Source organism: Methylobacterium oxalidis (genome assembly GCF_007992195.1).
Taxonomy (GTDB): Bacteria; Pseudomonadota; Alphaproteobacteria; order Rhizobiales; family Beijerinckiaceae; genus Methylobacterium; species Methylobacterium oxalidis.
Map to the genome: position 1 here is coordinate 26,803 of NZ_BJZU01000029.1, position 21,901 is coordinate 48,703.

Here is a 21,901-nt window from a genome sequence, read left to right on the forward strand (position 1 = left end):
CGGTGACGTTCAGATCCGGTTGGAGCGTCTCTCGCGAAGGCCTGCCCCAGGACGGCACAGGCCGAAGCGGAACGTCTGCCTACCCACTGCTTGAGCTCCAAAGCGGACGAACCGCTATCGGCCAACTTCGGTCGCTCAAACCGGATCTGCGGTGTCGAGCCGCCATAAGGCGGACGCTCTCAACGGATGGAACGAGTCTGTTTCTTCTTTAGGAAAGCTGCGCCACGCACGAATTCTCCTAGAGGACTCTCGTCCTCGGGCTGCTGTCAGCCGCAGCAACGTACCCGAATTTGCTTTTGCCTTAGGAGCAGCGGCCTTCAGCGGCATGCCTAAGCCCTGACCGTCACTGCGCTTTTCGGGGCCCATCCACAGCAGTGCACATCTCAGATGGATGGGCTCTCTCGTAGCGGTTGAAGCACCATCACGCATCCTGTTTGTTCGATCTTTGTTCTTGAGTGGGCGGCGCGATGGCGAATTCAGAACCCGAAGAGGTCCGGCCCTCTGAAGCGGAGCGCGCCGCCTTCGCCTACTGGTTGGCAGCGCAAGCCGATACGTGGGCTGCCCTCGTGTGGGCCGTTGAGGATGCTCTGGCGGATCTTGAATTGGCCGAGCGCCTCCTGCGGCGGCAGGAGGGCCACATCTCCCATGGCTACGTGCGTGGGCAGCTCAGCTCATAATGACAGAGCGCCTCTGCGACGTCGCTGGTCGGCGTCTCATCGTGGAATGCGTGCCGTGCCGGCGACGCGGCGTCTACGCGGTCGAACGCCTGCGCCAGCGTTTCGGCGAGCATGCCGACCTCTACGAGGTCTGGCTGCAACTCACCCAGTCCTGCCGCCATCAGCACGCCATCGGGGCTCGGCGGCCGAACCAGTACGGCCGCGCCTGCCGCGCCCAACTCGATGTGGAGGGTGGGGACAGATCGGGCTCTCCGCGCTCCCGCACTTGAACAGGCCCGATCCCCCTGGGACGATCGGGCATGTGCAATCTCTACAGCCTCAACAAGGGCCAGGACGCCATCCGCCGCGCCTTCGGCATCACGCACGATCAGACGGGCAACCTGCCGCCGCTGCCCGGGATCTTTCCCGACCAAATGGCGCCGGTCGTGCGCCAGCGCGGCGAGGGTCGCGAGCTCAGCATGATGCGCTGGGGCTTCCCACCCCCACCCAAGGTCGGCACGCAGCCGGTGACGAACGTGCGCAACGTCGCCTCGCCCTACTGGCGGCCGTGGCTGAAGCCGGAGTACCGCTGCCTCGTGCCGGTGAGCGCGTTCAGCGAGTACGCCGACACCAAGCCGAGGAAGACGCCTGTGTGGTTTGCTCTCTCCGACGAGCGGCCGCTGCTTGCGTTCGCCGGCATCTGGCGGCCATGGACCGGCGTACGCGGCCCGAAGCGCGACGAGCCGGTCGAGGAGGAGCACCGGCTCTACAGCTTCCTGACGACCGAAGCGAATGGCGTGGTCGGCCCTGTGCACCCGAAGGCGATGCCGGTGCTGCTGACCACCGGGGAGGAGTGGCGCGTTTGGCTCGAAGCGCCGGCCGAAGAGGCGTTGAAGCTGCAGCGACCGCTGCCTGATGAGATGATGAAGGTCGTCGCGCGTGGTGCCCGCAAGGATGAAGGTTGAGCGGCGAACGTAGGACTGCACGATCAGTCCGCCCCGGAAACAAGCCTTTCTGATTGTTTCTGTACGCCAGCCCTTGATTTGCTCACACATATGGTGATCTACGCCGCGTGAGGGTGCGCAAACCATGGACTTACAGCGTGACAGAAAATACTGAGGGGCAGAGCCCCGACTTCGTTGAACTCGCAGCCGACATCGTCTCGGCGTATGTGTCCAAGAACTCCCTGCCGGTCGCTGAGCTACCGGCCCTTCTCGCCAGCGTGCACGCGGCGCTGAACGGCCTCGCGAGCGGCACGTCTCAGGCCGCTGCCGAAGAGGTCGAGAAGGCCACGCCTTCGCAGATCCGCAAGTCGGTCACGCCGGACGCGCTGATCTCGTTCATCGATGGCCGGCCGTACAAGACGCTCAAGCGGCATCTGGCCGGGCACGGGCTTGATCCGCACAGCTACCGCCAGCGTTATGGCCTGCCCAACGACTATCCAATGGTCGCGGCCAGCTACGCCGCGCAGCGTTCCGAACTCGCCAAGGCGATTGGCCTCGGTCGCCCAGGCGCTCGCGCTACCGAGGAAGAGGCCGCGGAAGCTCCAAAGGGCCGCGGACGCCGCAAGGCTGCCTGACGCGTCTCAGTGCGTCACGGCGCCGAGCCATGACGACACCGGATCGACGACGTAGCCGAGGACGGAGGTGGCCCACGCCTTTGCTCTCGCCGTGAGGGTTCGGCCCTCGCGTCGCGCTGCCTTCCCCTCGGCTGCCCGCACTTCCAGGATCGCAGCCACGTAGGCGTCCTCGTGCTCTTTGCACTCATCGAGTGCGCTGAGCTGGGACGCCGCTTTGCGCTGAACGGATCGCTCGCGGGCGTAGACGTCGCGCACGCAGCCGTGCCAGCGCGCCTCAAGGCTGCTCAGAACAGCCGCTGCCTTCGTGTCCGCCGCCGAAGGCGAACAAGCCAGAAGCACGATGGGGAGGCAGAGCATCAGCCGCATGCCCGCCTTATCGTCCAAAACGGCCAAGCTTGGCTAGAACGGAATGGCAACGCTCGGCTGAGAACGTTCCAACCGACAGGGGCTATTTCGGCTCTAGGATTGGGCCGTCGAGCACTGCGATTCGGCAGGTGATTTTCATTGCCGCTCAAGGTTGCGGCCGTGGCGCTCATAAGCGGACCTTCGGAGGTCTGGAGCGGGGCACCTGACGCAGCTCGTGTATGAGACCGCAGCAAGTGCCCCGCACACCGTTGAAGACGTCAATGATCACTGTAACCGAGATCGCGAGGGCCGAACGGAGGGGTGTTGCACTCCTCCAAGCCGAACCGTTCGACGTGGCGGATGAAGCGGCGTAGGCGACGCATCACTGTGGTGGCCGGCGTACCTCGGCCGATTGCCAGCGCGACCTCGTATGCCGTTAACACCGATCTTAGTTCGATCTGGTTAGGCCAGAACGCACACCAGTAAAGCGGGTTGTGCTCGACCATTATCCGGTTGCCCCAGCTCTTCACAAACATAGCGGCGGGACGGGCAAGCCAATCCTGCGTATATATCAGTTTTTGGTTGCTGATTTGATCGCTCGATTTGGATTCAATCCAGTTATACCGATCCTCGCGCTTGAACTCATGCTCGCGTATGCCGTTGTCGCGGACTTCGTCGTGCAGAATGCGCAACCGTTGCGCGGCTTCCGTGCGGCTAAGAGCGGGGTCGACGAGAGCGATCACCACTCCAACGCTATTGCCGAGATAGCGCCAACCGCCCCCCTCGTTCAGAGGCCGCGAGTAGCAGAAGGTCTCCAGAAACCGTCCCGGGGCATAACCGAATGTGAATAGACACTGCATCGTATGAGCATCTACGTCGAATACATATTTCAGTGCCATCGACATTTCTCCGTTTTAGATTAATGTTGGCTTCGGATTATTCGCCACAATGCGAAGCCGAGCGAGGAGGTTCTGCGGGGATGTTCTCGGCAATGTGCCGTGTTAGACCTGAGAGCATCACACATGTACTGCTCTAGCACTTGATGGCGTTGTGTACGGCTTCGTCGATGATGTTCAGTACCGCGTCGCGCAGAACGCCCTGCTTGAAGCAGCGCAGATCCTTCGCGAGTAGAGCGAGCGCGTCTGCCGCCCGGTCGTGCCCGACCCGCTCCACCAAGCTGGTGACGGCGACATGGACTAGAATGCCCATGGCGTCTTTCTCCGGTACGCACGTATCATCGCGCCTGCTCGCCAAGATCTGGGTTGACGTGGCGCGGGCGAAGGCCTGATTGACCTCTCGTTCGAATTGCAGTTCGCGCAAGTCGCGAATGACGTCCTGATCGAAGGAGCGGACATAGCGCTCCTCTGGCGACCTGGGGGCAAGCGCGTTGCCGCTCGCGTTCACGCGGGCGATCAGGCGTTGCAGCCGCTGATCATCAGGCAGTGGTGGTATGAAAATCATCGCATGCTCCTCGTGTCAGCGCATCTTGATCGATGCGGCGTCGTATTTACCGGATGCCCACTTCTCTACCTGCGGGCGGTGGTGTGCAGCCTCGGCGCGTGTAACTCGCCGCATGGGCGCTCCAACGGATCCAGAGGCGCTGTTGCGGGGCCTCGCCGCCGAGACTGCTCACCTGAGTGCTAAGAGGAATTGCGCCGACCTGTCCGTGCCGGGTTCAAGGACTCATTTCCGCTGTGAAGAGCGACCGGCCGGGCGCGACGATGAGGTGCTCGGCGGAATGAGGGGTTCGCCCTCGAAGAACGCGTCGAGCGAGACGTGGATCGGCGCTTCGGCCTTCATCCGCTCCTTGACCATATCGAGCGCGACCTCGAACGAGCGAACGATTTCGGTGCCGGACCCCGTAGCCCGCCGACGGCAGATGTCGTGCCACCGTTCCAACGCGCTTGGCTCGAGCGAAGCCAGGAACTCATTTGGTTGAATGCGGTCGAACCGCGCGAACACGAGCTCGGGCACGGCAAGCGCCAGCTGGGCTCGTAGCGCGTCTGTGCGCGGACGCATGGCCTCGCAGAGACCACAGCCGTACGCGTAGGCTTGAATCGAGTTCAAGGCCTCCTGCCGTTCCTGGTCAGTGTTCGGCACAGTCAGCATTTTCATGCCGACGCTGTCGACGAACTTGACGAACAGCTCGTAAGAGTGTTCGAGCAGTACTGCTGCCTGCTCTGCCGACAGACGTGAGTAGAGGATCCTACCCCCAGCTGCCTTGGGCCACTCAGGATCGCGAGAAGCTGCTGGGCGATTGTAGAGTTTGATTTCCATTTGAGCAATCATCCTATGTTGATGTGGCGATACTGCTTTACTGATTCGCGCGGTTGCTGAGAAAGATCTTGTCACTTTTTGTGGTCAATTCTTCGATGTGGACCATCGGCGCGCAGTTTCACCAATGGAGACCTATGTGGTTGAGGCGATCTGCAGCGGGAAGATTTGCCACATCGTCGGGCGCGTCTGCAGAAGTGCCGGTGAGGATGTTGTCGGCGGCGGCTTGCACCGCCGAGAGATCATCGGCAGCTACCATCAAAGCAGCTGCCGATCACAAGCTCCGCTCAGTTCGCAAACATCGCGCAGAAGCGAGCTTTGAGAGGACCAGGGCGGCCCTGGAAAGACACCGTGCCGGTGCTCGGCCACCAGTTCAAAATCTCGCCATCGATTGAGCGAAACTGGAAGAGCCGGCCCACGCTGAGCCAGTACCAATCACCGAACGTATTACAAGCATACACGCACTTCTGCAGGTGCGGATATGAACCGTGGAACTTCATCTTCATCATCGTGACTCCGCTGGACAGCCACTTGCCAGCGAGAGGTATTTACCGAGATGAGATTCGGGCTCGTTTTTCGTTGCGAAATTTCGCTTACCACGCCGATGCCCGGCGGAGAGTGCGTCGGATGATCTGGCGTCCGGCTCCTCCCGCGAAAGTCAACTCCGGCAGCGTGAGATTACGCATCGTCGCGTAGAGCCGAACTGCATTCACGCCATTGATCGGCCGCGCATATTGCTGCAACGAGCCTTTCTCGCGTCGCCACAGCTGATATTGCTGCCGGGGCGTCTTGCCCGTGTACCAGATGAGTTGCCGGAGATCCGGCGGCCGGATCGGTCGCCAGTCGATGCCGCTGGCATAAGGCAGATAGGCCCGCATCGACCACCGGGCTTCAGACGCCCATTGATCGAGCGCAGCCGCCGACGTGTTCCAGACGAGGGCGTGGGCGTGCCAGAGGATGAAGCGCGAAACGCACTCGACCTTCTGGGTGGAGACGTAGAGGGCAGGGTCGAGCATCCCGATGTAATCGAAGCCTCGCAGCGCGCGCCGGTAGGTGCGATGAATGTCCGGGAAGTGGGGGGTGGACCGCCGGAAGCCCTCGGTGTTGGCATCGGTCGGGTAGACGATCTGTCCTTCGTCGATGAGCGTGATGAAGAAGACGGGGACACGCGGTTCCCAGTTCGGGGCGCAGGCGCCCACACAGCGGCACAGCCCCGCCCCCATCGACCGCATCCAAAACTCTCGGGCATAGGGGTTGTGGGCGCCGAGTTCGCCGGCTCGGCTGCGCCGCAGGCGGCGTACCTCCCGCTCGGGCTTCGTGTACTCCCGCTGATGGTAACCCCTCAATCCCTCCATGAGGCGAGCGGCTTGAGCGTGCTCACGCATGGAAAAGCGAGCGAATGCTGAACTTGGTATCACGGCTATCACCATATCAATGTGGAGATGGCAGTGCTTTACCAAGTACCAAACATTGCTCATTGCAGTCATATTACTCGTATGTACACTTACATGTACACAAGCCGTATTGCTCGTATGTACAAGTGTTTTGGCCGTGCATTCGAGAGCGCAGATCTGATCGCGAGATTCTGCCGTCAATCGGCCCTTTGAAGGTTTTTGATCACAAAATAGGCTGGGCGACATGTGGTCGCCCAGCATTGTTACCCTTCAGACCCGATCAGGCCGCGTCCTCATCTTCGCCTTCGGCGTCGTTGTCGTTGTCCTCGTCGGACGCGAACGGAGCCTCCACCTCAAGGTCGGAGACGTACTCCCAGGCCTGGAGGCCATTCGGCTCAAGTCCACGGTTCACAATTTCCAGGCCGCGCCGCTCGCCATCGTTGATCGGATCTTCCCGGTACTCGTCCAACTCCTCCGGCGACATCTTGATCAGCAGGTAGGACTTCAGAATCGCTTCAACCGTCGGCAACTTGGCCGACTTCGATGACCGGTCGTTGCTGCTGCCTACCTCGGCGGGCTTGGAGCTGTTCCGCAGCGAAGCCTTCTCGTCCTTCTTCGCCTTGACGCGCTTGTAGACGCCCTCGATCCCGTTCATCCCCTTGATCTTGGCAGGAATGCGCGGGACCGGGATGTTCTTGCGCACAAAGTAGTTCATAACATAGCCGTACACGCGAACCCGGTTTTTGGTAGCGTCGGTGTTGTGGAAGATGCGGGTGGCGGCAGCGATGCTGGCGACTTTCTGAAAATTGGCCGCAGTCGCCTCTTGAACACGCTTGTTCTTCTGCAGGCACTCTGCGCTGCGCAATTCCTCGAACTGCTCGAAGTCGGCACAGACTTCGCGGATGATGCCGACCCCCAAAGCGATGGCCTGCTGCTTGACGCGGTGTGCTCCACGCTCATTTTTGCCGATTTCGCTGTTCATGTCGTCGGTGAAGGCGACGGGATTGTCGCGCATCTCTTTGTAGGCAGTCTCGATGTCACCGAAAATCTTTGCCAATGTAGCTCTCCATGAGTTTGTGTTGTGTGTTACACACACAGCCGTCGATGGGGGCAGCGCAGGATGCGACTCGAACAAGCCCGCGCTGCCGTCGCGCTCTAGGCCACGCCCTTCTCGATGAGGGCGCGGATGTCCTCGACGCGGTAAGCGCGGGCGCGCGGGCCGATGGCCACAGAGGGCGGGTAGATACCCTTGGCTTGGCCCGCGTAGAACGAGGAGCGGCTGATCGGGATGAGCTCGAGCACGCGCGAGAGGCGCATGAGACCGGTCGCCGGCAACGTCGGGGGCGTGGTGGGCGGCGTCTGGCCCGAGGGGGTATTGTCGTTAGCGTTCATGACTGTCTCCTGACGACCACGGGCTGCGTGGCCGTCCGAAGAAATGACCGCTTATGGAAGGTGGGTCAGGATTCTAAATGGAAATAGTTTTTCTCCTCGGAATTCCCGGTAAATCACTCAGAAGGCAAGGATTTCTGCTCTCGATTGCTGCCTTTGCGCGAGCGTCTCTTGTATGCCGGGACCGGGAGATCCAAGGCCGACCAGAACGCCGGGCTGTTCCAGCGTAGCTTGCCCGCATCATCGTGGCAGGCATCGTAGCCCGCCCTTGTGTAGCCGTGCTCGATGATCTTGGTACACGCACACACGCGATCCGGAGGATCGAACGTGCGTGGCTCCACGCCGCGAAGCGCGGTTGAAATTTCACGAGCAAAGGCCACTCGGTTCTTTGTCTTGTCATTTTTGGCATAAACGTTCTGCGTATAGAATAGTGTTCTGCCGAAGAGTTCGCGCAGTATGCCTGGCCGAAGGATGGCTGCCGAATTGGCACCTGCAATGGCATTCAGCAGAGTTTGCTTTTCTGTCAGTTTGATGGTGCTCGCTGCATACAGGAAGGGAATGCTTTTCTCGAATCTGCCGAGATAATGGTCTTTCAGGTTGGCGACGTTTGGGCCCTGACAGCCGCTTATTGCCATTTCTACGAGTACGTAAACCTCACAAGATCTCTTGACGCTAAGACGGTCGAGTATTGAATTAGATGCGGTTAAGCGGTAATGACAGTGGTCAATGGCGGCGATCATCGTTGTATCATACAGCTTGTCTCGCTGGATTCCGAACTCTTGGTAAACCAAATCCCATGCTAGAGTCCGTAAAATAGTTCTAAGCCCGCCGATTGGGTCGTACAGCTCATCGAAGAATGCTGGCGACAACCGGGTCAATCTTGGGTACGGGCGCTCCGTACTGTTTTGGCTGCCTGACTGTCTTTTGGCCGCCTGCTCCGCCCGGGCCAGCGTCGTTCCGATGGACAGCGCAACCAGTCGTCTACGGGGGGCCCATCCCTTGGGATCAAGCATCCAACCGCATAAGGCCGCGGCCAGCGCGTCCTTATGTCCCCTGAATGATCGATTTTCATGGAGGAGGATGCGACAGACCTGCGTGAGATCGAAACGGTGGTGAGCAATTTTGACGAAGCTGTCTTCCGAGGAGACGACCTCGTAGTGGCCTTTCCTCCAGGGGTAAGTCGTGACCGTCAGGCCGTCTGCGCTTTGTTGACGAGCCGCGATATCCCGTCCCGGGCTGGATTGCGTCATTTGCTGCTCCGGCATTGCCAAAACGCTCACATGGTACGAATTCAGACATCGTCCAGGTAGTTGGCCCAACGCTCCATCAATTCGCGCCGCCGTTCCAGGAGATCGCTGCGGGCGTAGGCAGCCTCGACCCGGTTCTCGACGGCGTGCGCGAGCGCCATTTCAGCAACCTCGCGCGGTAAGCTTGTGCGCTCGGCCGCCCAGTCGCGGAATGACGAGCGAAAACCGTGGGCTGTGGCTGCCAGACCGACGCGGCGTGCATCATCAGGAACAGGATGTTCCACAGAGGCCTATCGCCTGAACGATCAGGAAAGATGAGCTGCCTACTGGCGGCGAGTTCTCGAGCCCGAGCAAAGATTTCAAGGCTGCGCTTGCTCGGCGGCACGCGGTGATCACGCTTGGCCTTGATGCGTGCCGCTGGCGCTGTCCAGAGCTTCTCAGCGAGGTTGATCTCGTCCCAGCGCGCACCCAGCACCTCACTCGTGCGCGAGGCCGTCGGGATCAGATACAGGGCTAGGCGGCTCCCCTCCTCTGAGTCGGGCAGACTGAAACCCGAGCAGGAAGCCAGTCACTTCCGCGCTCGGTAAGGAGCGTGGTGCTCATTGGGGACAAAGGCTCACGGCGATATGAGTGATGCAGCGGCTGTAGGATTGCTCAGAGCTTCGGAAAAATGAAGCAGCCTTGCCTAACAGCCTACCGCTGCGATCTGGCCGACACGGTCCAAAGGAATGTGACACGATCCGGTCCCGTCCACGGGACACAAACTGGACACTGCGCCAGACATTCCAAGCTAAGTACTTGAAATGATTGGCGCGCCCTACGGGAATCGAACCCGTGTTTTCGCCGTGAAAGGGCGACGTCCTGGACCGCTAGACGAAGGGCGCTTGCGCGAGCGAGGCGTTCTATAATCGGCTTGGCCTGGGAGGGCAACGGGCCGCGCGCGGTCGCGCGGCTTGACGGGCGGGCGCGCGACCGGTTTGTCGCGGGTCCCACATCGGCGCGGGGCGGGCCGCGCGCGACCGCTTCCGCGAGAGGATCTGTGCAGCATGACGACCCGACACGATCGACCCAGCGGCCCGCGCTCCGCGCCGCCCGGCGCCGGACGGGGCCGCCCCGGCGGCTTCCGGCCGAGCGATCGGTCCGGCGACCGGCGCGGCGGCCCCGGGGGGCCTCGGGGCGGTCCGGACGATCCCGTCGTGCTGTACGGGTGGCACCCCGTCGTGCAGGCGCTCGGCAATTCGGGGCGACGGCTTCACCGGCTGCTCGCCACCGAGAACGGCGCGGCGCGCCTCGCCGAGGCGCTGGGAACGCTGCCGATCGTCCCGGAGATCGTGCGCCCGAACGCCATCAACGCGCTGCTGGGTCCGGACGCCGTGCACCAGGGTCTCTACCTCGAGGTGGATCCTCTGCCCGCGCCCGGTCTCGACGCCTTGCCCGAGGACGCGCTCCTGCTCGCCCTCGACCAGATCACCGATCCTCACAATGTCGGTGCCATCGTGCGTACCGCCGCGGCCTTCGGGGTGGCCGGGATCGTGACCACCCTGCGCCACTCGCCGAGCGCCACCGGCGTGCTGGCGAAATCGGCCTCCGGCGGCCTGGAGCACGTGCCGTTGATCACCGTGCGCAACCTCGCGGAGGCTCTGATCGAGCTCGGCGAGCGCGGCTTCACCCGGATCGGGCTCGATTCCGAGGCGGAGACCGAGCTCGACGCGGTCGGGCCCCGGCGCCCCGCCGTCGTCGTGCTGGGAGCCGAGGGCAAGGGGCTGCGCCAGCGCACCCGCGAGTGCTGCGACGTGCTCGCCCGCATCGCCTTCACGGGGGAGATCCGCAGCCTCAACGTCTCGAACGCCGCCGCGATCACGCTCTACGCCCTCAGCCGTCCCGCGCAGAGCTGACGGGCGAAGGATCTCAGCGCCAGAACGGCTTCACGTCGAGGAGATCCGCGTGCGTCTCCTCGGCGGCGGCGAGCAGGGTCCCGGTCTGCGCCTCGTTGTCGGCCGCGGTGAGCCCCGCGGCGAACAGGGCCGGCCCGCTCGCCGCCGTGCCGGGCGGCCCCTCGGCGAGGCCCGCCATCACGGTGTGCGCCGTCGCGAGGTCGTTCAGCGCGCCGAGATGGTCCTGCAGGTCCGAGAGGGCGGCCGTGAAGGCCTTGTGGCGCTTGCGCGCCGTCTTGTCGGGGAACAGCGAGGCGAAGAAATCGGCCCCGTAGCGCAGCTTCTTGCCCGCGATGCGCACCCGGTGGCGCGCCTCCGGGTCGAGCTTGGCGAGGTGGCGCCCGCGCTTGCGGATCCGCTTGCGGAAGCGCTCCAGCACGTCGGCGGCGAAGTCCCGGGCCGGCGCGTCGCGGGCGGCGTCGGCCCCCGTGCCCGTCCGCCAGGGTCCGGTCTCGAGCCAGCTCAGCAGGTCGAGGAGGAGGCCCCGCCACGCGGTCGAGGTCAGAACCTCGGCGACCTCCGCGTGGGCCCGGTCGCGATCGGCCGCGAGCCGCTCGGCGAGTTCCGGCAGGCCGGGCTCGCCGGGGCGGCGTGCCATCTCGTCGGGGAGGGTCGTCTCCAGGAAGACGTCGAGGTTGCGCGCCCGGCCGAAGGGCTCAGCCGCGCTCTTGATCGCCTGGCTGAGGCTCTCGGCGCGGGGATCGTGCGCGAGGACCGGCTTGAACAGGCTGAAGGCCGAGCGCAGCCGCCGCAGGGACACGCGGATCTGGTGGAGCGCCTCCGGGTCGCGGCTTGCCAGGAACACCGCCTCGTTGAGGCGCAGGTGGCGCAAGCAGGCCATCACGATCCGGCGGAAGGCATCGGCCGCGCTCGCATGCGCGGGCAGCACCACGGGCCCGGCCTTGCTGGGGGTCGAAAGACGGCCGTCGCGCAGGGCGAAGCCGCGCTCGCTCTTCGAGAGGGCACCGAGCCGCAAGGGCACCGTCTCGGACAGCGCCTGGGCGAGGGCGAACAGGTCGCCGGGCGTGCCGGATTCGAGTTCCAGCTCCAGCTCGCACAGGGGTGCGTCGCCCGCGGGCGTCTCGACGCGGCCCTCGTCGAGGGTCGCGCGGATCCGCGCGTCGCCGTGGGAGACGAGCCGCTCGGTGCGCATCACCACCGTGCTGAAGCACGGCGCGAGGGTCGCGTCCTTCGCGCTCCCGAGGACCTCCCACACCGGCGTGTCGGCAAAGGCCGCCGGATCGGGCTCGTCGCCCGAGATCGTGGTCTCCCATTCCGGCCGGTCGAACAGGCCGGCGGCGCCCGTTCCCGCGTCGGCCTTCACGGTCTGGATCCGCGCCTCGGCCTTGCGGCGCACGCGGAGCGTCAGGCCGGCCGCGCGGAGATCCTCGTCCGGCGTGTCGAAGTAGGTGGAGCGGAGGGCCGCAGGCTCGCCGTCTCCCTGGAGGAGCGGGTGAGACCCGAGAGCGGCGAGGTCAAGCCGGTCGCATTCCAGCTTCAGCTCGGTCTCGCGCGGTGTGCTCATGCCCGGTCACTCTCCTCGGTCTGCCCTGTCCGACCCCTCGTCGGCGAGGACCGGGCAACGCGAGCGGTGCCGGTCGTCGGGGCATTCTGTCATGCTTGGGCACGCCGCGCACGCGGTGCGCGCTGCACACCTCGCGCTCCGAGGACCAGACGGCCGGATGACCGTGCCCGCCGCAGAGGCCGGGGCGGCTCAGGCGTCGGCGGTGGCGCGGTTGCGGCGCGAGCAGGCGGCGTAGGCGGAGAGGTGCCGGCTGGCGCAGGCCGCCCAGCCGTGCAGGGCAGCGACCTTGCGGCCGGCCGCGGCGAGGCGCGCGCGCTCCCCGGGTTCGAGGGCGGCGCGGAAGGCGTCGGCGATCTTGCCCGCATCCTCCGGGTCGACGAGGCAGGCGTCGCTCCCGGCCAGAACCTCGGTGAAGGGTGCGCGCGCCGCGCCGACCACGGGCGTGCCGCAGGCCATGGCCTCGAGGACGCTCGGGCCGAACCCGCCTCGCAGGGCCGGCGCGGCGAGGATGTCGGCGAGCCGGTAGAAGCCCGGCATCTCGTCCTGCGGCACGAGGCCCGGCTGGATCACCGCACGGCCGATCCCGACCTCCAGCCCCGCCTGGTCGAGGGCGGCGCGGCAGCGGGCCTGGTAGCCGGCATGATCGAGGATCGAGCCGCCGCCCACCACGAGGAGTTGCGCCCGCGGACGCTCCGCCCGCAGGCGCAGGAAGGCCTCGATCACCGCGAGGGAATTGCGCCGCTCCTCGAAGCCGCCGACGCAGAGCACGACCGGTCCGGGACTGAGGCCCCAGCGCAGGCGCAGGGTCTCGTCCCCCGGCTCCGCCTGCGGACGGAACAGGGTCTGGTCGACGCCGTTGCCGACCACCAGCGCGGCGACGCCGTGGTCGCGGGCCAGAGCGTCCGCCGCCGACCGGCCGGCGCAGAGCAGGCGGCTCGCGTCGTAGATCGCCCGGTCCTGCCAGTAGGCGAGCTGCGGGTCGGCGAAGCTCTCGAGGTGATGGACGGTGCGCACGAAGGCGTGCACGAGACGGCGCCGGCCCAGGGTCGCGAGCGCGTTGCCGCCGATGCCGCACTGGGCGTGGAACACGTCGAAATCGCAGGCGGCCGGCGTCGCGAAGTGGCGCAGGTAATCCTCGATGCGGGCGCGCACGAGATCGGCCGTCGAACCGCCGACCCTGCGGGCCGCCACGGAGACGACGGGGCAGCGGGCGTTCCGGTAGAAGCCGCGGCCGGTCGGGTCGGGGGCGTGGACCACCGCCTCGTGCCCGAGGTCGCACAGGGCCTCGCCGACCGCGAGAGCGTGGGCGACGCTGCCGCGAGGGCTCGTCGAGGTCGCCAGGATCGCGATGCGCGCAGGTCCGCCCGGCATGGCTGCGTCGATTCCCTTCCCGGCCGGAGGAGCTGGCCGGAGAGCCCGGACCCGAGGCGGCGAGAGGGGCCGCGCGGGTCGTTCGGGCGACGACGCATCGTTCGTGCCGGTTCGATCTCGGGCACCGCGTGGCCGGACGCTCGGACGCAGTCTCGGCCGACGGCAGACGAGGGCCGCCGTGGTCCGGCCGGCTCGGTTCGAGATCGACGCGGACCGGTCCGCGAGGCCGGGCCCGCCTCTCACCGCCGCGCGGCGTCCTCCCGCGCCTCCCGCGGCGCATCGAGCGAGAGCAAATACTGCACGAGGGCGGCCTGCTCGGGCGGCGACACGCCGGCCTCGGCGTCGGCCCAGTAGGCGTGGCCCTCGCCGGTGACGCGGGCCGTCACCGCGCGCGGGCTGCCGCGGTTGGCCGCCACCACGCGCGCCCGCAGGTCCCGGTCGACGAGGGCGCGCAGGCTCTCGGCCGGGTCGGCCTGGACGGCCGGATCGAGAAGCGGGCCGATGCCGGGCTCGTGCGCCGGTCCCGGGCCGACGGCGACGCCGCCGTCGTGGAGATAGGGAGCGGATTCGGCGAGCCCGATCAGGTTCGGAACCTTGTAGCCGCCCGGCGTGCCGGCGTGCGCCCAGGCGAGCTGCATCTGGGCAAGGGCCTCGCCCGCCAGCGGAACGGGCAGCGTCGCCGTGCCCGGTGGCACCGGGAAGGGAGTGCCGGCGGCGTAGAGATCCGGCGGTCGCAGCGTCGCCTCCGTCCGGGCGAAGGCGCGGGCCCGGCTCGGCTCGGTACCGATCTCGGGAGCGGGAACCACCCGGTTGTTCGTGTAGGCCGGTCCGTCGTGGCAACCCGCGCAGCCCGCCCGCTCGAAGACCTGCCGGCCCCTGGCGAGCGTGTCCGCCGCAGCGGGCCTCGGCGGCGCCCGCAGGGCGTTCTGGAAGGCCGACATGGCGTCGTTGGCGTAGCCGACGGGCTCGCCGGGGCTCGTCGCGACGAGGCCGTTCGTGGTCACGGAGTTGGCGTTCGGAGCGCTCGGGAGCACGGCGTAGCTGTTGAGGCCGGGCGCGTCCGGTGTCGGGTCGGCCGCCCTCAGCACCTGCGAGGGCGTGCGGCCGCCCTGCGGGTCGAAGCGGAAGCTCGGGGACGGGGCCCGTTGCAGGAGTGTGCCGAGATAGACCTCCGGGTCGAGGCCGAACAGGAAGGGGGCGGCGTCGGCCTGGGCGGTGGTGTCGGAGTTCAGCGCGTGGACGTTGTTGTTGAGCGCCGAGAGGCCCCGGAACGGGCCGATGCCGGCATGCCCGCTCCAGCCGTAGGGATGCCCGTGCGCGGTGAAGCTCGACGGGATCGAGGTCGGGTTCGTCACGAGGTCTGGCGAGGAATCGAAGCTGCCGGGTGGCCAGCTCGCCGCCTGCACCTTGGCGGCGGCCTCCAGCGCCTCCGGATCGGGCAGGCGCTCGCGCGTGCCCGACCGCGTCGCGACGGTGCGGCCGGGGTCGGTCCGGAACGGGTCGAGGGAGGGTGTCGAGCCGTGCATGTAGTAGGCGGTGGTGTTGGCCGCGAGCGCCATCATCAGACCGACGTTGAGGTCGCGGTTCGGCGCGCCCTCCACCACCCGGCCGCTCGCCGGGTCGACCGCCGAATGGCAGAGCGCGCAGGTGATGCCCATGCGCACGTGGCCGCGGTCGTAGAAGGTTCGGATGCCGAGCGGGAACAGGCTGCCCTTCTCCACGTCGAGCCCGGTCGGGATCAGCTCGCCCACCCGGTAGGTCCGGTCGCCGACCGTCACGGGCCTGGCGACGCGCACCTCGAGATTCGCGGTGCCGCGGCCCGCGAGCAGGGTGAGCGCGCGCGAGACCTCGTAGAGGCTCAGCGCCCCGTCGAGCATGCCCATCACGTCGGTGAGGAAGACCTCGTTGCCGAAGGTCTCGCGGTAGAAGGCCTCGCGTCCGCGCCGGACCAGCGCGGCGTCGATCCGCACCGCGCCGGGCTCCGGCGAGGCGGCGGCGCGGCCGAGCACGTCGTAGGCCCCTTCCGGCGCGTTCCGTCCCGGGTTGGCGAGGTCGGCCTCGCTCGGCATCGGGGCGTGGCTGAAGCGGCCGAGGGCCGCGGCGAGCCCCCCGGCGCAGATCAGGATTCCGACGGCGGCAAGGGTTCGGCGGGGCCAGCCCATGAATGCGGGATACTCCGGGTTTGAGGGATCGCCCGGCACAACCGCTCCTGACCGGAGAAGGTTCAGGGCGCCGCGCGGGGCGCCAGCGACGACCTGCCGCGCCCGGAACTCGCGGCCGCGACGCCGGTAGGTCCGGTCAGGCGCGTCCCGCAGCCGGGACGCCATCCCATGGAGGCGCGATCCACCCATGATGCCACGCTTCAGCCGCCGGGCCGGCCTGTTTCCGGCCGCCCTCGCCGCCCCGGTCCTCCTCGCCGCGACGCTGGCGCTCGCCGAGGAGAAGCCCTCGCCGCCCTCGAAGACCGGCGACGCGATGCCGCCCGTCGAGCTCACGGTCGATCTCGACGGCGACAAGCCGCGCTGCAGCCCGGCCGAGCTGCGCCTGCCGGCGCAGACGAATGTCGAGCTGAAGGTGGTCAACCGGGCCGACCGGCCGGTGACGCTGACGGCACCCGGCCAGTTCGAGAACCGCAACGTGCTCCACGCCGACGGCGACCTCGTCCACGTGATGAGCAACGAGGGTTACCTCGTGAAGCAGGGCGGCAAGGGCACCCTCAAGCTCAGGACGCTCGCGGCCGGCGAGTACCCCTACGCCTGCACGAGCGTGCAGAACCAGGATGCGCCCTTCCGGGGCAAGCTCATCCTCGCCCCCTCGGCCGGCTGAGCGTCCTCGCGCCCGGCGGAGGCGGCGCGGGGCCTCATGCCTCAGCCGGGGTCCCGCCCGCACCGCGCCGGGGCCGCAGGCTGAGGAACAGGTAATAGCCCGTCAGGCTCGTCGCGGCCTGCGCGGCGCGTGGCCGGAAATCCGGCGGCGCCTCGCGCATGTCCGCGATCGTGCCCGCGTAGGACCATCCCTCCACGAAGCCGGGCAGGGGTTGGTCCTGGCGGACGGCGCAGCAGAGACCGCAATCCGGCTCCTTGGCGAAGAGGCTGTAGGACAGGAACGATCCCTCCTCGTCGGGCATCCCGGGGTCCTTCGCTGCTGGAATCGTCACGCCAGACCCGCGCGCTGGCGCGCGGCGCGTCCGCCGTCCGGGAGGGACGGCGCGTCAGCCTCGTAGCAAGGATCCGGCCAGCCGCTACGCTTCGCCGCGCAGAAGATGCAGGCTGAACAGGCCGTCCGGATCGAGCCAGCAGCGCACGGGCTCCCAACCCGCATCCGCGGCCATCTCCTGGAAGATGCCCGGCGCGTAGCGGTAGGCGCAGCCCGTGCGGACGCTCTCGCCCTGGGCGAAATCCACCGTCTCGGTTCCGACCCGGAGCGAGCCCGCCCGCTCGGCCACGAGGTGGGTCTCCACCCGGAACGGGTCGAGCAGCACCCGAGCCTCGTGCCGGAAGTCCTCCGGCGTGAGGGGAGCGTTGGCCTCTTCCCCGTCCGGTGCGGCCTGGCCGGAGGCCGCTTCCCCGTTGGCGCGGACGAGGCGATGGAGGACGTTGAGGTGGAAGGCGGCCATCAGCCCGCCGTCGTCCGCGTGCGCTCGCAGCAGGCTCTCGGTGTCGCCGTTCGGATCCGTACCGACGAGGAGCCAGCCGCGGCCGAGGATCGCGCGGGCCCGTTCCAGGAAGTCGGCGAGTTCGGCCGGGGCGAGGTTGCCGACGGTGGCACCGAGGCAGGTGCCGAGCCGGTTCTCCGCCAGAGGGCCGCCCACGGCCGGCGGCGCCTCGCTGTCGAGGGAGAGGATCTCCGGCGGGTGCGGGCGTTCGAGGGCTTCGAGCAACGCGTCGAGGACCTGTGCCGGGGCGCTCCCGAACAGGAGGATCCTGGCCTCCGGCCCGACCAGGGTCGCGACCTCCTCCGAGACCCGCGCGAGGAGCGCGGCCTCGCGGCCGGCGGCGTAGCGGTCGGGGCCCGCATCGGCCCGCGCCATCAGGTCGGCGCCGGCCTCGTCCTGGAGGCATGCCGGAGGCAGGCTCTTCTCGGGTCGCGACAGACCCTGCGAGATGGTCTTCAGGAAGGATGCATCCGCCTCCGCCGAATCGGTGTCTGCCGGATCCGCGGTGTCGTCGCCGCCGGCCTGGGACTCGACGATGCAGTGCGGGGCCTCGACGGCCTCGCCGGAGCGGGGAGCCCAGCGGTTCAACCAGACCGGCTCGGCGGGGACGGGCGATTCGAACTCGTGACGCATGGGGTGGTTCCGCGCTGGAATTCAGGTCTCCGGCAGGGATCCGAAGGCGCGGGACTGTATCAACCCGAGACGAGGGGTATCTAACACTCGTTAAAGTCTTGATGCGAAACGAGGTGTTTTCCTCTGGAGAATTCGGATTTTTCGCCCCGTACGCTTGCTGACATGAGGCGGAAGCACAGAGATGAGCGGCAGGCGGGCTCTCGCCGCCCCAAGCCAGGGGGCAGACGAATGATGAATTTTGTGTTACGGACTTCCGCCGCATTCAAGTGATGAGACGAGCGGGTTCTTCCAGTTTGGCCTGTACGACCTCTAATGTGAAGACGCCGAAGCCCGCTGCCCCGATGATCTCCCGAATCGCCTCCTCCCTCCGGTCCCGTGTGCGTCCGATGCGCGCTCTCCTGCGGGGCGCCGCCGTTCTGATCGGCCTGAGCGCCCTGCCGACCGCCGTGCTCGCCTACGCCGACCTCCTGCCAGAGGGCTTCGACCTCGCGATCCTCGGCTTCGAGGTCTCGCCGTCCGTCGATCTGCCCCACGTCCGGGAGCAGCTCACCTCCGGTGGCCCCCTGCGGATCGTGGCCTTCGGCTCCTCCTCGACGGAGGGCATCGGCGCGAGCAGCCCGGCGGCCTCCTACCCGGCCCGCCTCCAGGCCGATCTCAACCGCGTCCTGCCGCATCTCGCCGGCGGGGTGACGGTGGTGAACCGCGGCGTCGGCGGCGAGCACGTGGACGACATGATGCGCCGGCTCGACCGCGACGTGATCGCCGCCAAGCCGCATCTCGTGATCTGGCAGACGGGCAGCAACGACCCGCTTCGCGGGGTGGACCTCGACCATTTCCGCGAGGCGACCGTGACGGGCCTGCGTGCCATGCGGGAGGCCGGCATCGACGTGGTGCTGATGGAGCCCCAGTGGTGCCCGAAGTTCGACGCGACACCGGGCTCCTACCGCTTCCGCGACGCGGTGCGCGAGATCGGTGCCGAGATGGACGTGCCCGTGATCCGGCGCTCGGAGCTGATGCGCAGCTGGATCGACGAGGCGCGCCTGACCCGCAAGGAGCTGTTCGCCGCCGACGGCCTCCACATGGCCGACCGGGGCTACGCCCTCCTCGCGCGGGCGGCGGCCGACGAGATCATCCGCGACGCCGGTCCCGTGAAGGTCGCCGCCGCGGAGTAATCGTTTCGCGCTTGGGCCTCAGCCGTTGCGGTCCTGTCGAAATTGCGCCGGGCGCCCGCGTGGTCGTGGTACTGCTCGGTCTGGACGTAGCGCCCGTCGAGGCCACGCTCGTCGCTGTGGCGGGACTTGTCGCGGTTGCTGAGCACGCTGTTCTCCGGAAGGATTCCCTCCGGCAGTTCCGTCATCGCCCCGGTGCCCGTGCCCTTGCCCTGCGCGCCCGGACCCATGTTGTGCCTGTCGGCCTTCGCCATCTCGTCTCTCCTCGGTTGGTGATCGGATAAAGCGGCCCGCACCGGCTCAGCGCGACCGCGCGGCCGGTGGCTCCCGCGCCTCACACTGCGCGAACGCCTGCTCGGCCGTCTCGGTAAGGTGCACGCCGCCGCCGACGGCGCCGGCCCAGGTGACAGGGAGCGCGGGGGCGTGTCCCTGCGCGTCCGGGTCGTCCCCGATCCGGCCGCCAGCGACCCGCTCGACCGTGCCGACATGGCGCCCGTCGACACCGACCACGTCCATCCGTTCCCGGATACGCGCCGCCCCGGCCTCCGGTAGGGTCCGGGCTGCCGCCGGCAGGATCGCCGCCGCGCAGAGCGTCCGGGCGGCGGCGAAGTCAGCGGGGACGTGGCGCGGCACGCGCGTCATCGATGGGACTCCTGGGGAGCGGGGTTGCCGAGCCTGTCGGCGGAGGGTCGGACCTGCGCGGCCGACCTCGCGACGAGGCCGTCCGGCGGGGTGGTGCCGTGCGTCTGACCAACGTCGCAGGCTAGTGGCGGTTTCAGCTTGGCTGCTCGACGAGTCGATCCGTCGTCGACGGAGCGGACCGACAGTCAAGCTCGGTACGGCATGGCAGTATCCTGGGCTTTCGACCTTCCGAAGCTCCGGAACAGGCTGAGATCGACCACGGTTGCTCCTCCGGAAATGCGTGGAAGATCTTCAGGAAGGGGCCATCTCATGAGGTCGATCTGTTGGCGCATCGCCACGGGACCGTGCGCATGAGAGACTTGCACGACCAAATCGTCGTCATCACCGGAGCGTCGAGCGGCATCGGGCGGGCGGCGGCGCTCGCCTTCGCGGACCGGGGCGCTCGCCTCGCACTCGCCGCGCGCAGGCCGGAGGCCCTGGACTCGATCGCCGCAGCCTGCCGGGCGCGCGGGGCGGACGCCGTCGCGGTCTCCACCGACGTCACCGACCCGCAGGCCGTCGAACGGCTCGCGCGGCGCGCCGAGGAGGCGTTCGGGCGGATCGACGTCTGGATCAACAATGCCGGCACCGGCGTGTTCGGGCCCTACCAGGACGCGCCCCTCGACCTTCATCGCCGCACCGTCGAGATCAACCTGCTCGGCGGCATGTACGGCGCCTACGCCGCCCTGCCCCGCTTCCTGCGCCAGGGACACGGCACGCTCATCACCAACATCTCGCTCGGCGGCTGGGCGCCGGCGCCCTTCGCGGCGGCCTATTCGGCGAGCAAGTTCGGGCTGCGTGCCTTCACGGCGAGCCTGCGCCAGGAAGTCCGACGCCACCCCGGCATCCATGTCTGCTCGGTCTTCCCGGCCATGGTGGACACGCCGGGCCTGGAGCACGGCGCCAACGTGTCCGGGCGCCAGATCGACACCGGGCCCCTCGTCTACGCCCCGGAAGAGGTCGCCGAGACCTTCGTGCGCCTCGTCCGCCATCCCCGCGACGAGGTCGCGGTCGGCTGGCCGGCCCGGGCGGCGCAGGTTGCCTACGCCCTCGCCCCCGGTCCGACCGAGCACCTCACCGGCGCGGCGATCCACCGGATGCTCGACCGGGCCAAGCCCGCCCGCCACAGCTACGGCGCCATCCGCCGCCCCCTCGACGACGCGCCCCGCATCGCCGGCGGCTGGCGGGCGCGGCACGGCGTTCCCTCCGCCCGCACGCTCAGCCTGACGGGCCTCGCTATCCTCGGCGGTGCGACGCTCGTCGCACTCGGGAGCGCGGCGGCTCGCGCCGGGCGCTGAAGCAGAAAAGTTGCGGTCGATGCGAAACCAACCCGACAGCTTGTCCGTAACAGGTCTCGGCCGGCCGAATACATCATTCTGAAGTTGAGGCGAGGCAGCGGATCCGCATCGCGGGTTGCGCTGCTTGTCTTGGCGCGGCCGCCCACTTCGGGAGCCGACCGTGACCGCCGACGCCCCGCCCGTCCCCTTCGGCTCCTACCAGCACCTGTGCCGGGTGCTCGCCGCTTCGGGGGTCGTCGGCACGTGGTCGTGGTTCGAGAACGGGGATCGCTGCGTGCTCGACGCGGGCGCTGCCAGCCTCCTCGGGGGCGCCCCCGACCTGGCCGGACGATCGCTGAGCCCGCACCGGGCGCGCGCACGTCTGCACCCCGACGATCGGGAGAGGGTGCTCGCCCGCTTCACCGAGGCTTGCCGGAGCGGCGGCCCGTTCGTCGTGCCGTACCGCATCCTCCTGCCGGACGGGGGTGTGCGCGCGCTCCTGGACCGCGGCCGGATCTTCCGCGGCGATGGCGGCGCGCCCGGGCACGGGCACGGTCTCCTCCTCGATCCCGGCGAGAGCGACCGCGAGGAGGCCGGTGCCGCCGGGCCGCTGGAGCAGGCGGCCGCCCAGGCCATAGCCTGCCGCCGCTCGATCGATCGGCTCGGCGCCACGGCGCTGCGGCCGGTGATCGACCGCCTCCTCCTGCGCATCGCCCAGGAAATGGTCCGCCGCGAGCGCAGCTTCCTGCACTGAGACGGAACCAGGGCCGCT

General features: G+C 67.7%; 25 protein-coding genes and 1 tRNA gene. 7 read left to right on the forward strand and 19 right to left on the reverse strand.

The features are described 5' to 3' along the window. Positions 1–649: 649 nt before the first annotated feature. Entirely contained in the window at positions 650–838 is a 189-nt protein-coding gene (locus MOX02_RS31125) for a hypothetical protein (RefSeq protein WP_170267763.1), read from the reverse strand. Between the two features lie 138 nt (positions 839–976). On the opposite strand from MOX02_RS31125, the gene MOX02_RS09320 reads away from it, so the two are divergent. Together MOX02_RS09320 and MOX02_RS09325 are read left to right on the forward strand one after the other, a co-directional pair. After that, positions 977–1,621 carry an SOS response-associated peptidase gene (locus tag MOX02_RS09320; RefSeq protein ID WP_147025518.1) on the forward strand — a complete coding sequence of 215 codons (645 nt, stop codon included), beginning with the start codon at positions 977–979 and terminating at the stop codon, positions 1,619–1,621. Between the two features lie 137 nt (positions 1,622–1,758). Further along, positions 1,759–2,235 carry a Ros/MucR family transcriptional regulator gene (locus MOX02_RS09325; protein WP_147025519.1) on the forward strand — a complete coding sequence of 159 codons (477 nt, stop codon included), beginning with the start codon at positions 1,759–1,761 and terminating at the stop codon, positions 2,233–2,235. A gap of 6 nt (positions 2,236–2,241) precedes the next feature. Here the strand turns inward: MOX02_RS09325 and MOX02_RS09330 are convergent, their stop codons facing one another. From MOX02_RS09330 to MOX02_RS09380, 11 genes are all read right to left on the reverse strand, one after another. Beyond that, positions 2,242–2,601: a hypothetical protein gene (locus tag MOX02_RS09330; RefSeq protein WP_147025520.1), complete on the reverse strand. Its 360-nt coding sequence runs from the start codon at positions 2,599–2,601 to the stop codon at positions 2,242–2,244. A gap of 257 nt (positions 2,602–2,858) precedes the next feature. Then, on the reverse strand, positions 2,859–3,479 hold the full coding sequence (locus tag MOX02_RS09335; RefSeq protein ID WP_147025521.1) for a hypothetical protein: 621 nt from the start codon (positions 3,477–3,479) through the stop codon (positions 2,859–2,861). A gap of 133 nt (positions 3,480–3,612) precedes the next feature. Then, entirely contained in the window at positions 3,613–4,041 is a 429-nt protein-coding gene (locus MOX02_RS09340) for a hypothetical protein (RefSeq protein ID WP_147025522.1), read from the reverse strand. Positions 4,042–4,263: 222 nt separating this feature from the next. Then, a complete protein-coding gene (locus tag MOX02_RS09345; protein ID WP_147025523.1) occupies positions 4,264–4,857 on the reverse strand; it encodes a hypothetical protein in 594 nt (197 codons plus the stop codon). Between the two features lie 284 nt (positions 4,858–5,141). Next, positions 5,142–5,363, reverse strand: coding sequence for a hypothetical protein (locus tag MOX02_RS09350; RefSeq protein WP_147025524.1), 222 nt, complete (start codon positions 5,361–5,363; stop codon positions 5,142–5,144). 84 nt (positions 5,364–5,447) lie between these two features. After that, a complete protein-coding gene (locus MOX02_RS09355; protein WP_147025525.1) occupies positions 5,448–6,086 on the reverse strand; it encodes a hypothetical protein in 639 nt (212 codons plus the stop codon). Between the two features lie 442 nt (positions 6,087–6,528). Next, the gene (locus MOX02_RS09360) at positions 6,529–7,305 is read right to left on the reverse strand and encodes a hypothetical protein (protein ID WP_147025526.1); all 777 of its coding nucleotides are present in this window, start codon (positions 7,303–7,305) and stop codon (positions 6,529–6,531) included. A gap of 98 nt (positions 7,306–7,403) precedes the next feature. Then, positions 7,404–7,640 (reverse strand): helix-turn-helix transcriptional regulator, encoded by a 237-nt coding sequence (locus MOX02_RS09365; protein WP_147025527.1) that lies wholly within the window; start codon positions 7,638–7,640, stop codon positions 7,404–7,406. 113 nt (positions 7,641–7,753) lie between these two features. Continuing rightward, a complete protein-coding gene (locus MOX02_RS09370) occupies positions 7,754–8,887 on the reverse strand; it encodes a hypothetical protein (RefSeq protein WP_147025528.1) in 1,134 nt (377 codons plus the stop codon). A gap of 41 nt (positions 8,888–8,928) precedes the next feature. Then, a complete protein-coding gene (locus tag MOX02_RS31765; protein ID WP_174804896.1) occupies positions 8,929–9,168 on the reverse strand; it encodes a hypothetical protein in 240 nt (79 codons plus the stop codon). Between the two features lie 524 nt (positions 9,169–9,692). Continuing rightward, a tRNA-Glu gene (locus MOX02_RS09380) sits at positions 9,693–9,768 on the reverse strand. A gap of 162 nt (positions 9,769–9,930) precedes the next feature. Between MOX02_RS09380 and rlmB the strand changes: the two genes are divergently transcribed. After that, the gene (gene rlmB / locus MOX02_RS09385) at positions 9,931–10,779 is read left to right on the forward strand and encodes a 23S rRNA (guanosine(2251)-2'-O)-methyltransferase RlmB (RefSeq protein WP_147025529.1); all 849 of its coding nucleotides are present in this window, start codon (positions 9,931–9,933) and stop codon (positions 10,777–10,779) included. Between the two features lie 13 nt (positions 10,780–10,792). Here the strand turns inward: rlmB and MOX02_RS09390 are convergent, their stop codons facing one another. The 3 genes from MOX02_RS09390 to MOX02_RS09400 form a co-directional block, all read right to left on the reverse strand. Continuing rightward, positions 10,793–12,343: a CYTH and CHAD domain-containing protein gene (locus MOX02_RS09390; RefSeq protein WP_147025530.1), complete on the reverse strand. Its 1,551-nt coding sequence runs from the start codon at positions 12,341–12,343 to the stop codon at positions 10,793–10,795. Positions 12,344–12,532: 189 nt separating this feature from the next. Then, the gene (locus MOX02_RS09395) at positions 12,533–13,714 is read right to left on the reverse strand and encodes an MSMEG_0565 family glycosyltransferase (RefSeq protein ID WP_147025531.1); all 1,182 of its coding nucleotides are present in this window, start codon (positions 13,712–13,714) and stop codon (positions 12,533–12,535) included. 239 nt (positions 13,715–13,953) lie between these two features. Beyond that, a complete protein-coding gene (locus MOX02_RS09400) occupies positions 13,954–15,876 on the reverse strand; it encodes a cytochrome C oxidase Cbb3 (RefSeq protein WP_147025532.1) in 1,923 nt (640 codons plus the stop codon). Positions 15,877–16,066: 190 nt separating this feature from the next. Here MOX02_RS09400 and MOX02_RS09405 point away from each other — a divergent pair, with 190 nt between their 5' ends. After that, positions 16,067–16,540, forward strand: coding sequence for a cupredoxin domain-containing protein (locus tag MOX02_RS09405; RefSeq protein WP_147025547.1), 474 nt, complete (start codon positions 16,067–16,069; stop codon positions 16,538–16,540). Between the two features lie 34 nt (positions 16,541–16,574). Here the strand turns inward: MOX02_RS09405 and MOX02_RS09410 are convergent, their stop codons facing one another. After that, positions 16,575–16,841 (reverse strand): hypothetical protein, encoded by a 267-nt coding sequence (locus MOX02_RS09410; RefSeq protein ID WP_147025533.1) that lies wholly within the window; start codon positions 16,839–16,841, stop codon positions 16,575–16,577. 114 nt (positions 16,842–16,955) lie between these two features. After that, a complete protein-coding gene (locus MOX02_RS09415) occupies positions 16,956–18,002 on the reverse strand; it encodes an L-histidine N(alpha)-methyltransferase (RefSeq protein ID WP_147025534.1) in 1,047 nt (348 codons plus the stop codon). A gap of 386 nt (positions 18,003–18,388) precedes the next feature. Between MOX02_RS09415 and MOX02_RS09420 the strand changes: the two genes are divergently transcribed. Further along, positions 18,389–19,174 carry an SGNH/GDSL hydrolase family protein gene (locus MOX02_RS09420; protein ID WP_147025535.1) on the forward strand — a complete coding sequence of 262 codons (786 nt, stop codon included), beginning with the start codon at positions 18,389–18,391 and terminating at the stop codon, positions 19,172–19,174. Here MOX02_RS09420 and MOX02_RS32120 read toward each other — a convergent pair. Continuing rightward, positions 19,096–19,425, reverse strand: a complete 330-nt coding sequence (locus MOX02_RS32120) for a hypothetical protein (protein WP_238178980.1) — start codon at positions 19,423–19,425, stop codon at positions 19,096–19,098. The genes MOX02_RS09420 and MOX02_RS32120 overlap by 79 nt on opposite strands. Before the next feature lie 46 nt (positions 19,426–19,471). Beyond that, complete coding sequence (locus MOX02_RS09430; protein ID WP_147025536.1) at positions 19,472–19,813, reverse strand: DUF2171 domain-containing protein; 342 nt, start codon at positions 19,811–19,813, stop codon at positions 19,472–19,474. A 350-nt stretch (positions 19,814–20,163) separates the two neighbouring features. Here MOX02_RS09430 and MOX02_RS09435 point away from each other — a divergent pair, with 350 nt between their 5' ends. After that, the gene (locus MOX02_RS09435; RefSeq protein ID WP_147025537.1) at positions 20,164–21,150 is read left to right on the forward strand and encodes an SDR family oxidoreductase; all 987 of its coding nucleotides are present in this window, start codon (positions 20,164–20,166) and stop codon (positions 21,148–21,150) included. Positions 21,151–21,310: 160 nt separating this feature from the next. After that, on the forward strand, positions 21,311–21,883 hold the full coding sequence (locus MOX02_RS09440; protein ID WP_170267765.1) for a PAS domain-containing protein: 573 nt from the start codon (positions 21,311–21,313) through the stop codon (positions 21,881–21,883). Positions 21,884–21,901: the final 18 nt, after the last annotated feature.

Excerpts from the sequence above, each read along its gene's own strand:
- MOX02_RS09405 (WP_147025547.1), top strand. The coding sequence starts at position 16,067 with ATGCCACGCTTCAGCCGCCGGGCCGGCCTGTTTCCGGCCGCCCTCGCC.
- MOX02_RS09335 (WP_147025521.1), bottom strand. The coding sequence starts at position 3,479 with ATGGCACTGAAATATGTATTCGACGTAGATGCTCATACGATGCAGTGT.
- MOX02_RS09395 (WP_147025531.1), bottom strand. The coding sequence starts at position 13,714 with ATGCCGGGCGGACCTGCGCGCATCGCGATCCTGGCGACCTCGACGAGC.
- MOX02_RS09320 (WP_147025518.1), top strand. The coding sequence starts at position 977 with ATGTGCAATCTCTACAGCCTCAACAAGGGCCAGGACGCCATCCGCCGC.
- MOX02_RS09365 (WP_147025527.1), bottom strand. The coding sequence starts at position 7,640 with ATGAACGCTAACGACAATACCCCCTCGGGCCAGACGCCGCCCACCACG.
- MOX02_RS09345 (WP_147025523.1), bottom strand. The coding sequence starts at position 4,857 with ATGGAAATCAAACTCTACAATCGCCCAGCAGCTTCTCGCGATCCTGAG.
- MOX02_RS09355 (WP_147025525.1), bottom strand. The coding sequence starts at position 6,086 with ATGCGGTCGATGGGGGCGGGGCTGTGCCGCTGTGTGGGCGCCTGCGCC.
- MOX02_RS09415 (WP_147025534.1), bottom strand. The coding sequence starts at position 18,002 with ATGCGTCACGAGTTCGAATCGCCCGTCCCCGCCGAGCCGGTCTGGTTG.
- MOX02_RS09420 (WP_147025535.1), top strand. The coding sequence starts at position 18,389 with ATGCGCGCTCTCCTGCGGGGCGCCGCCGTTCTGATCGGCCTGAGCGCC.
- MOX02_RS09430 (WP_147025536.1), bottom strand. The coding sequence starts at position 19,813 with ATGACGCGCGTGCCGCGCCACGTCCCCGCTGACTTCGCCGCCGCCCGG.
- MOX02_RS09350 (WP_147025524.1), bottom strand. The coding sequence starts at position 5,363 with ATGATGAAGATGAAGTTCCACGGTTCATATCCGCACCTGCAGAAGTGC.
- MOX02_RS09435 (WP_147025537.1), top strand. The coding sequence starts at position 20,164 with ATGAGAGACTTGCACGACCAAATCGTCGTCATCACCGGAGCGTCGAGC.
- MOX02_RS09330 (WP_147025520.1), bottom strand. The coding sequence starts at position 2,601 with ATGCGGCTGATGCTCTGCCTCCCCATCGTGCTTCTGGCTTGTTCGCCT.
- rlmB (WP_147025529.1), top strand. The coding sequence starts at position 9,931 with ATGACGACCCGACACGATCGACCCAGCGGCCCGCGCTCCGCGCCGCCC.
- MOX02_RS09410 (WP_147025533.1), bottom strand. The coding sequence starts at position 16,841 with ATGCCCGACGAGGAGGGATCGTTCCTGTCCTACAGCCTCTTCGCCAAG.
- MOX02_RS09390 (WP_147025530.1), bottom strand. The coding sequence starts at position 12,343 with ATGAGCACACCGCGCGAGACCGAGCTGAAGCTGGAATGCGACCGGCTT.
- MOX02_RS09400 (WP_147025532.1), bottom strand. The coding sequence starts at position 15,876 with ATGGGCTGGCCCCGCCGAACCCTTGCCGCCGTCGGAATCCTGATCTGC.
- MOX02_RS09370 (WP_147025528.1), bottom strand. The coding sequence starts at position 8,887 with ATGACGCAATCCAGCCCGGGACGGGATATCGCGGCTCGTCAACAAAGC.
- MOX02_RS31125 (WP_170267763.1), bottom strand. The coding sequence starts at position 838 with ATGGCGGCAGGACTGGGTGAGTTGCAGCCAGACCTCGTAGAGGTCGGC.
- MOX02_RS09340 (WP_147025522.1), bottom strand. The coding sequence starts at position 4,041 with ATGATTTTCATACCACCACTGCCTGATGATCAGCGGCTGCAACGCCTG.
- MOX02_RS32120 (WP_238178980.1), bottom strand. The coding sequence starts at position 19,425 with ATGGCGAAGGCCGACAGGCACAACATGGGTCCGGGCGCGCAGGGCAAG.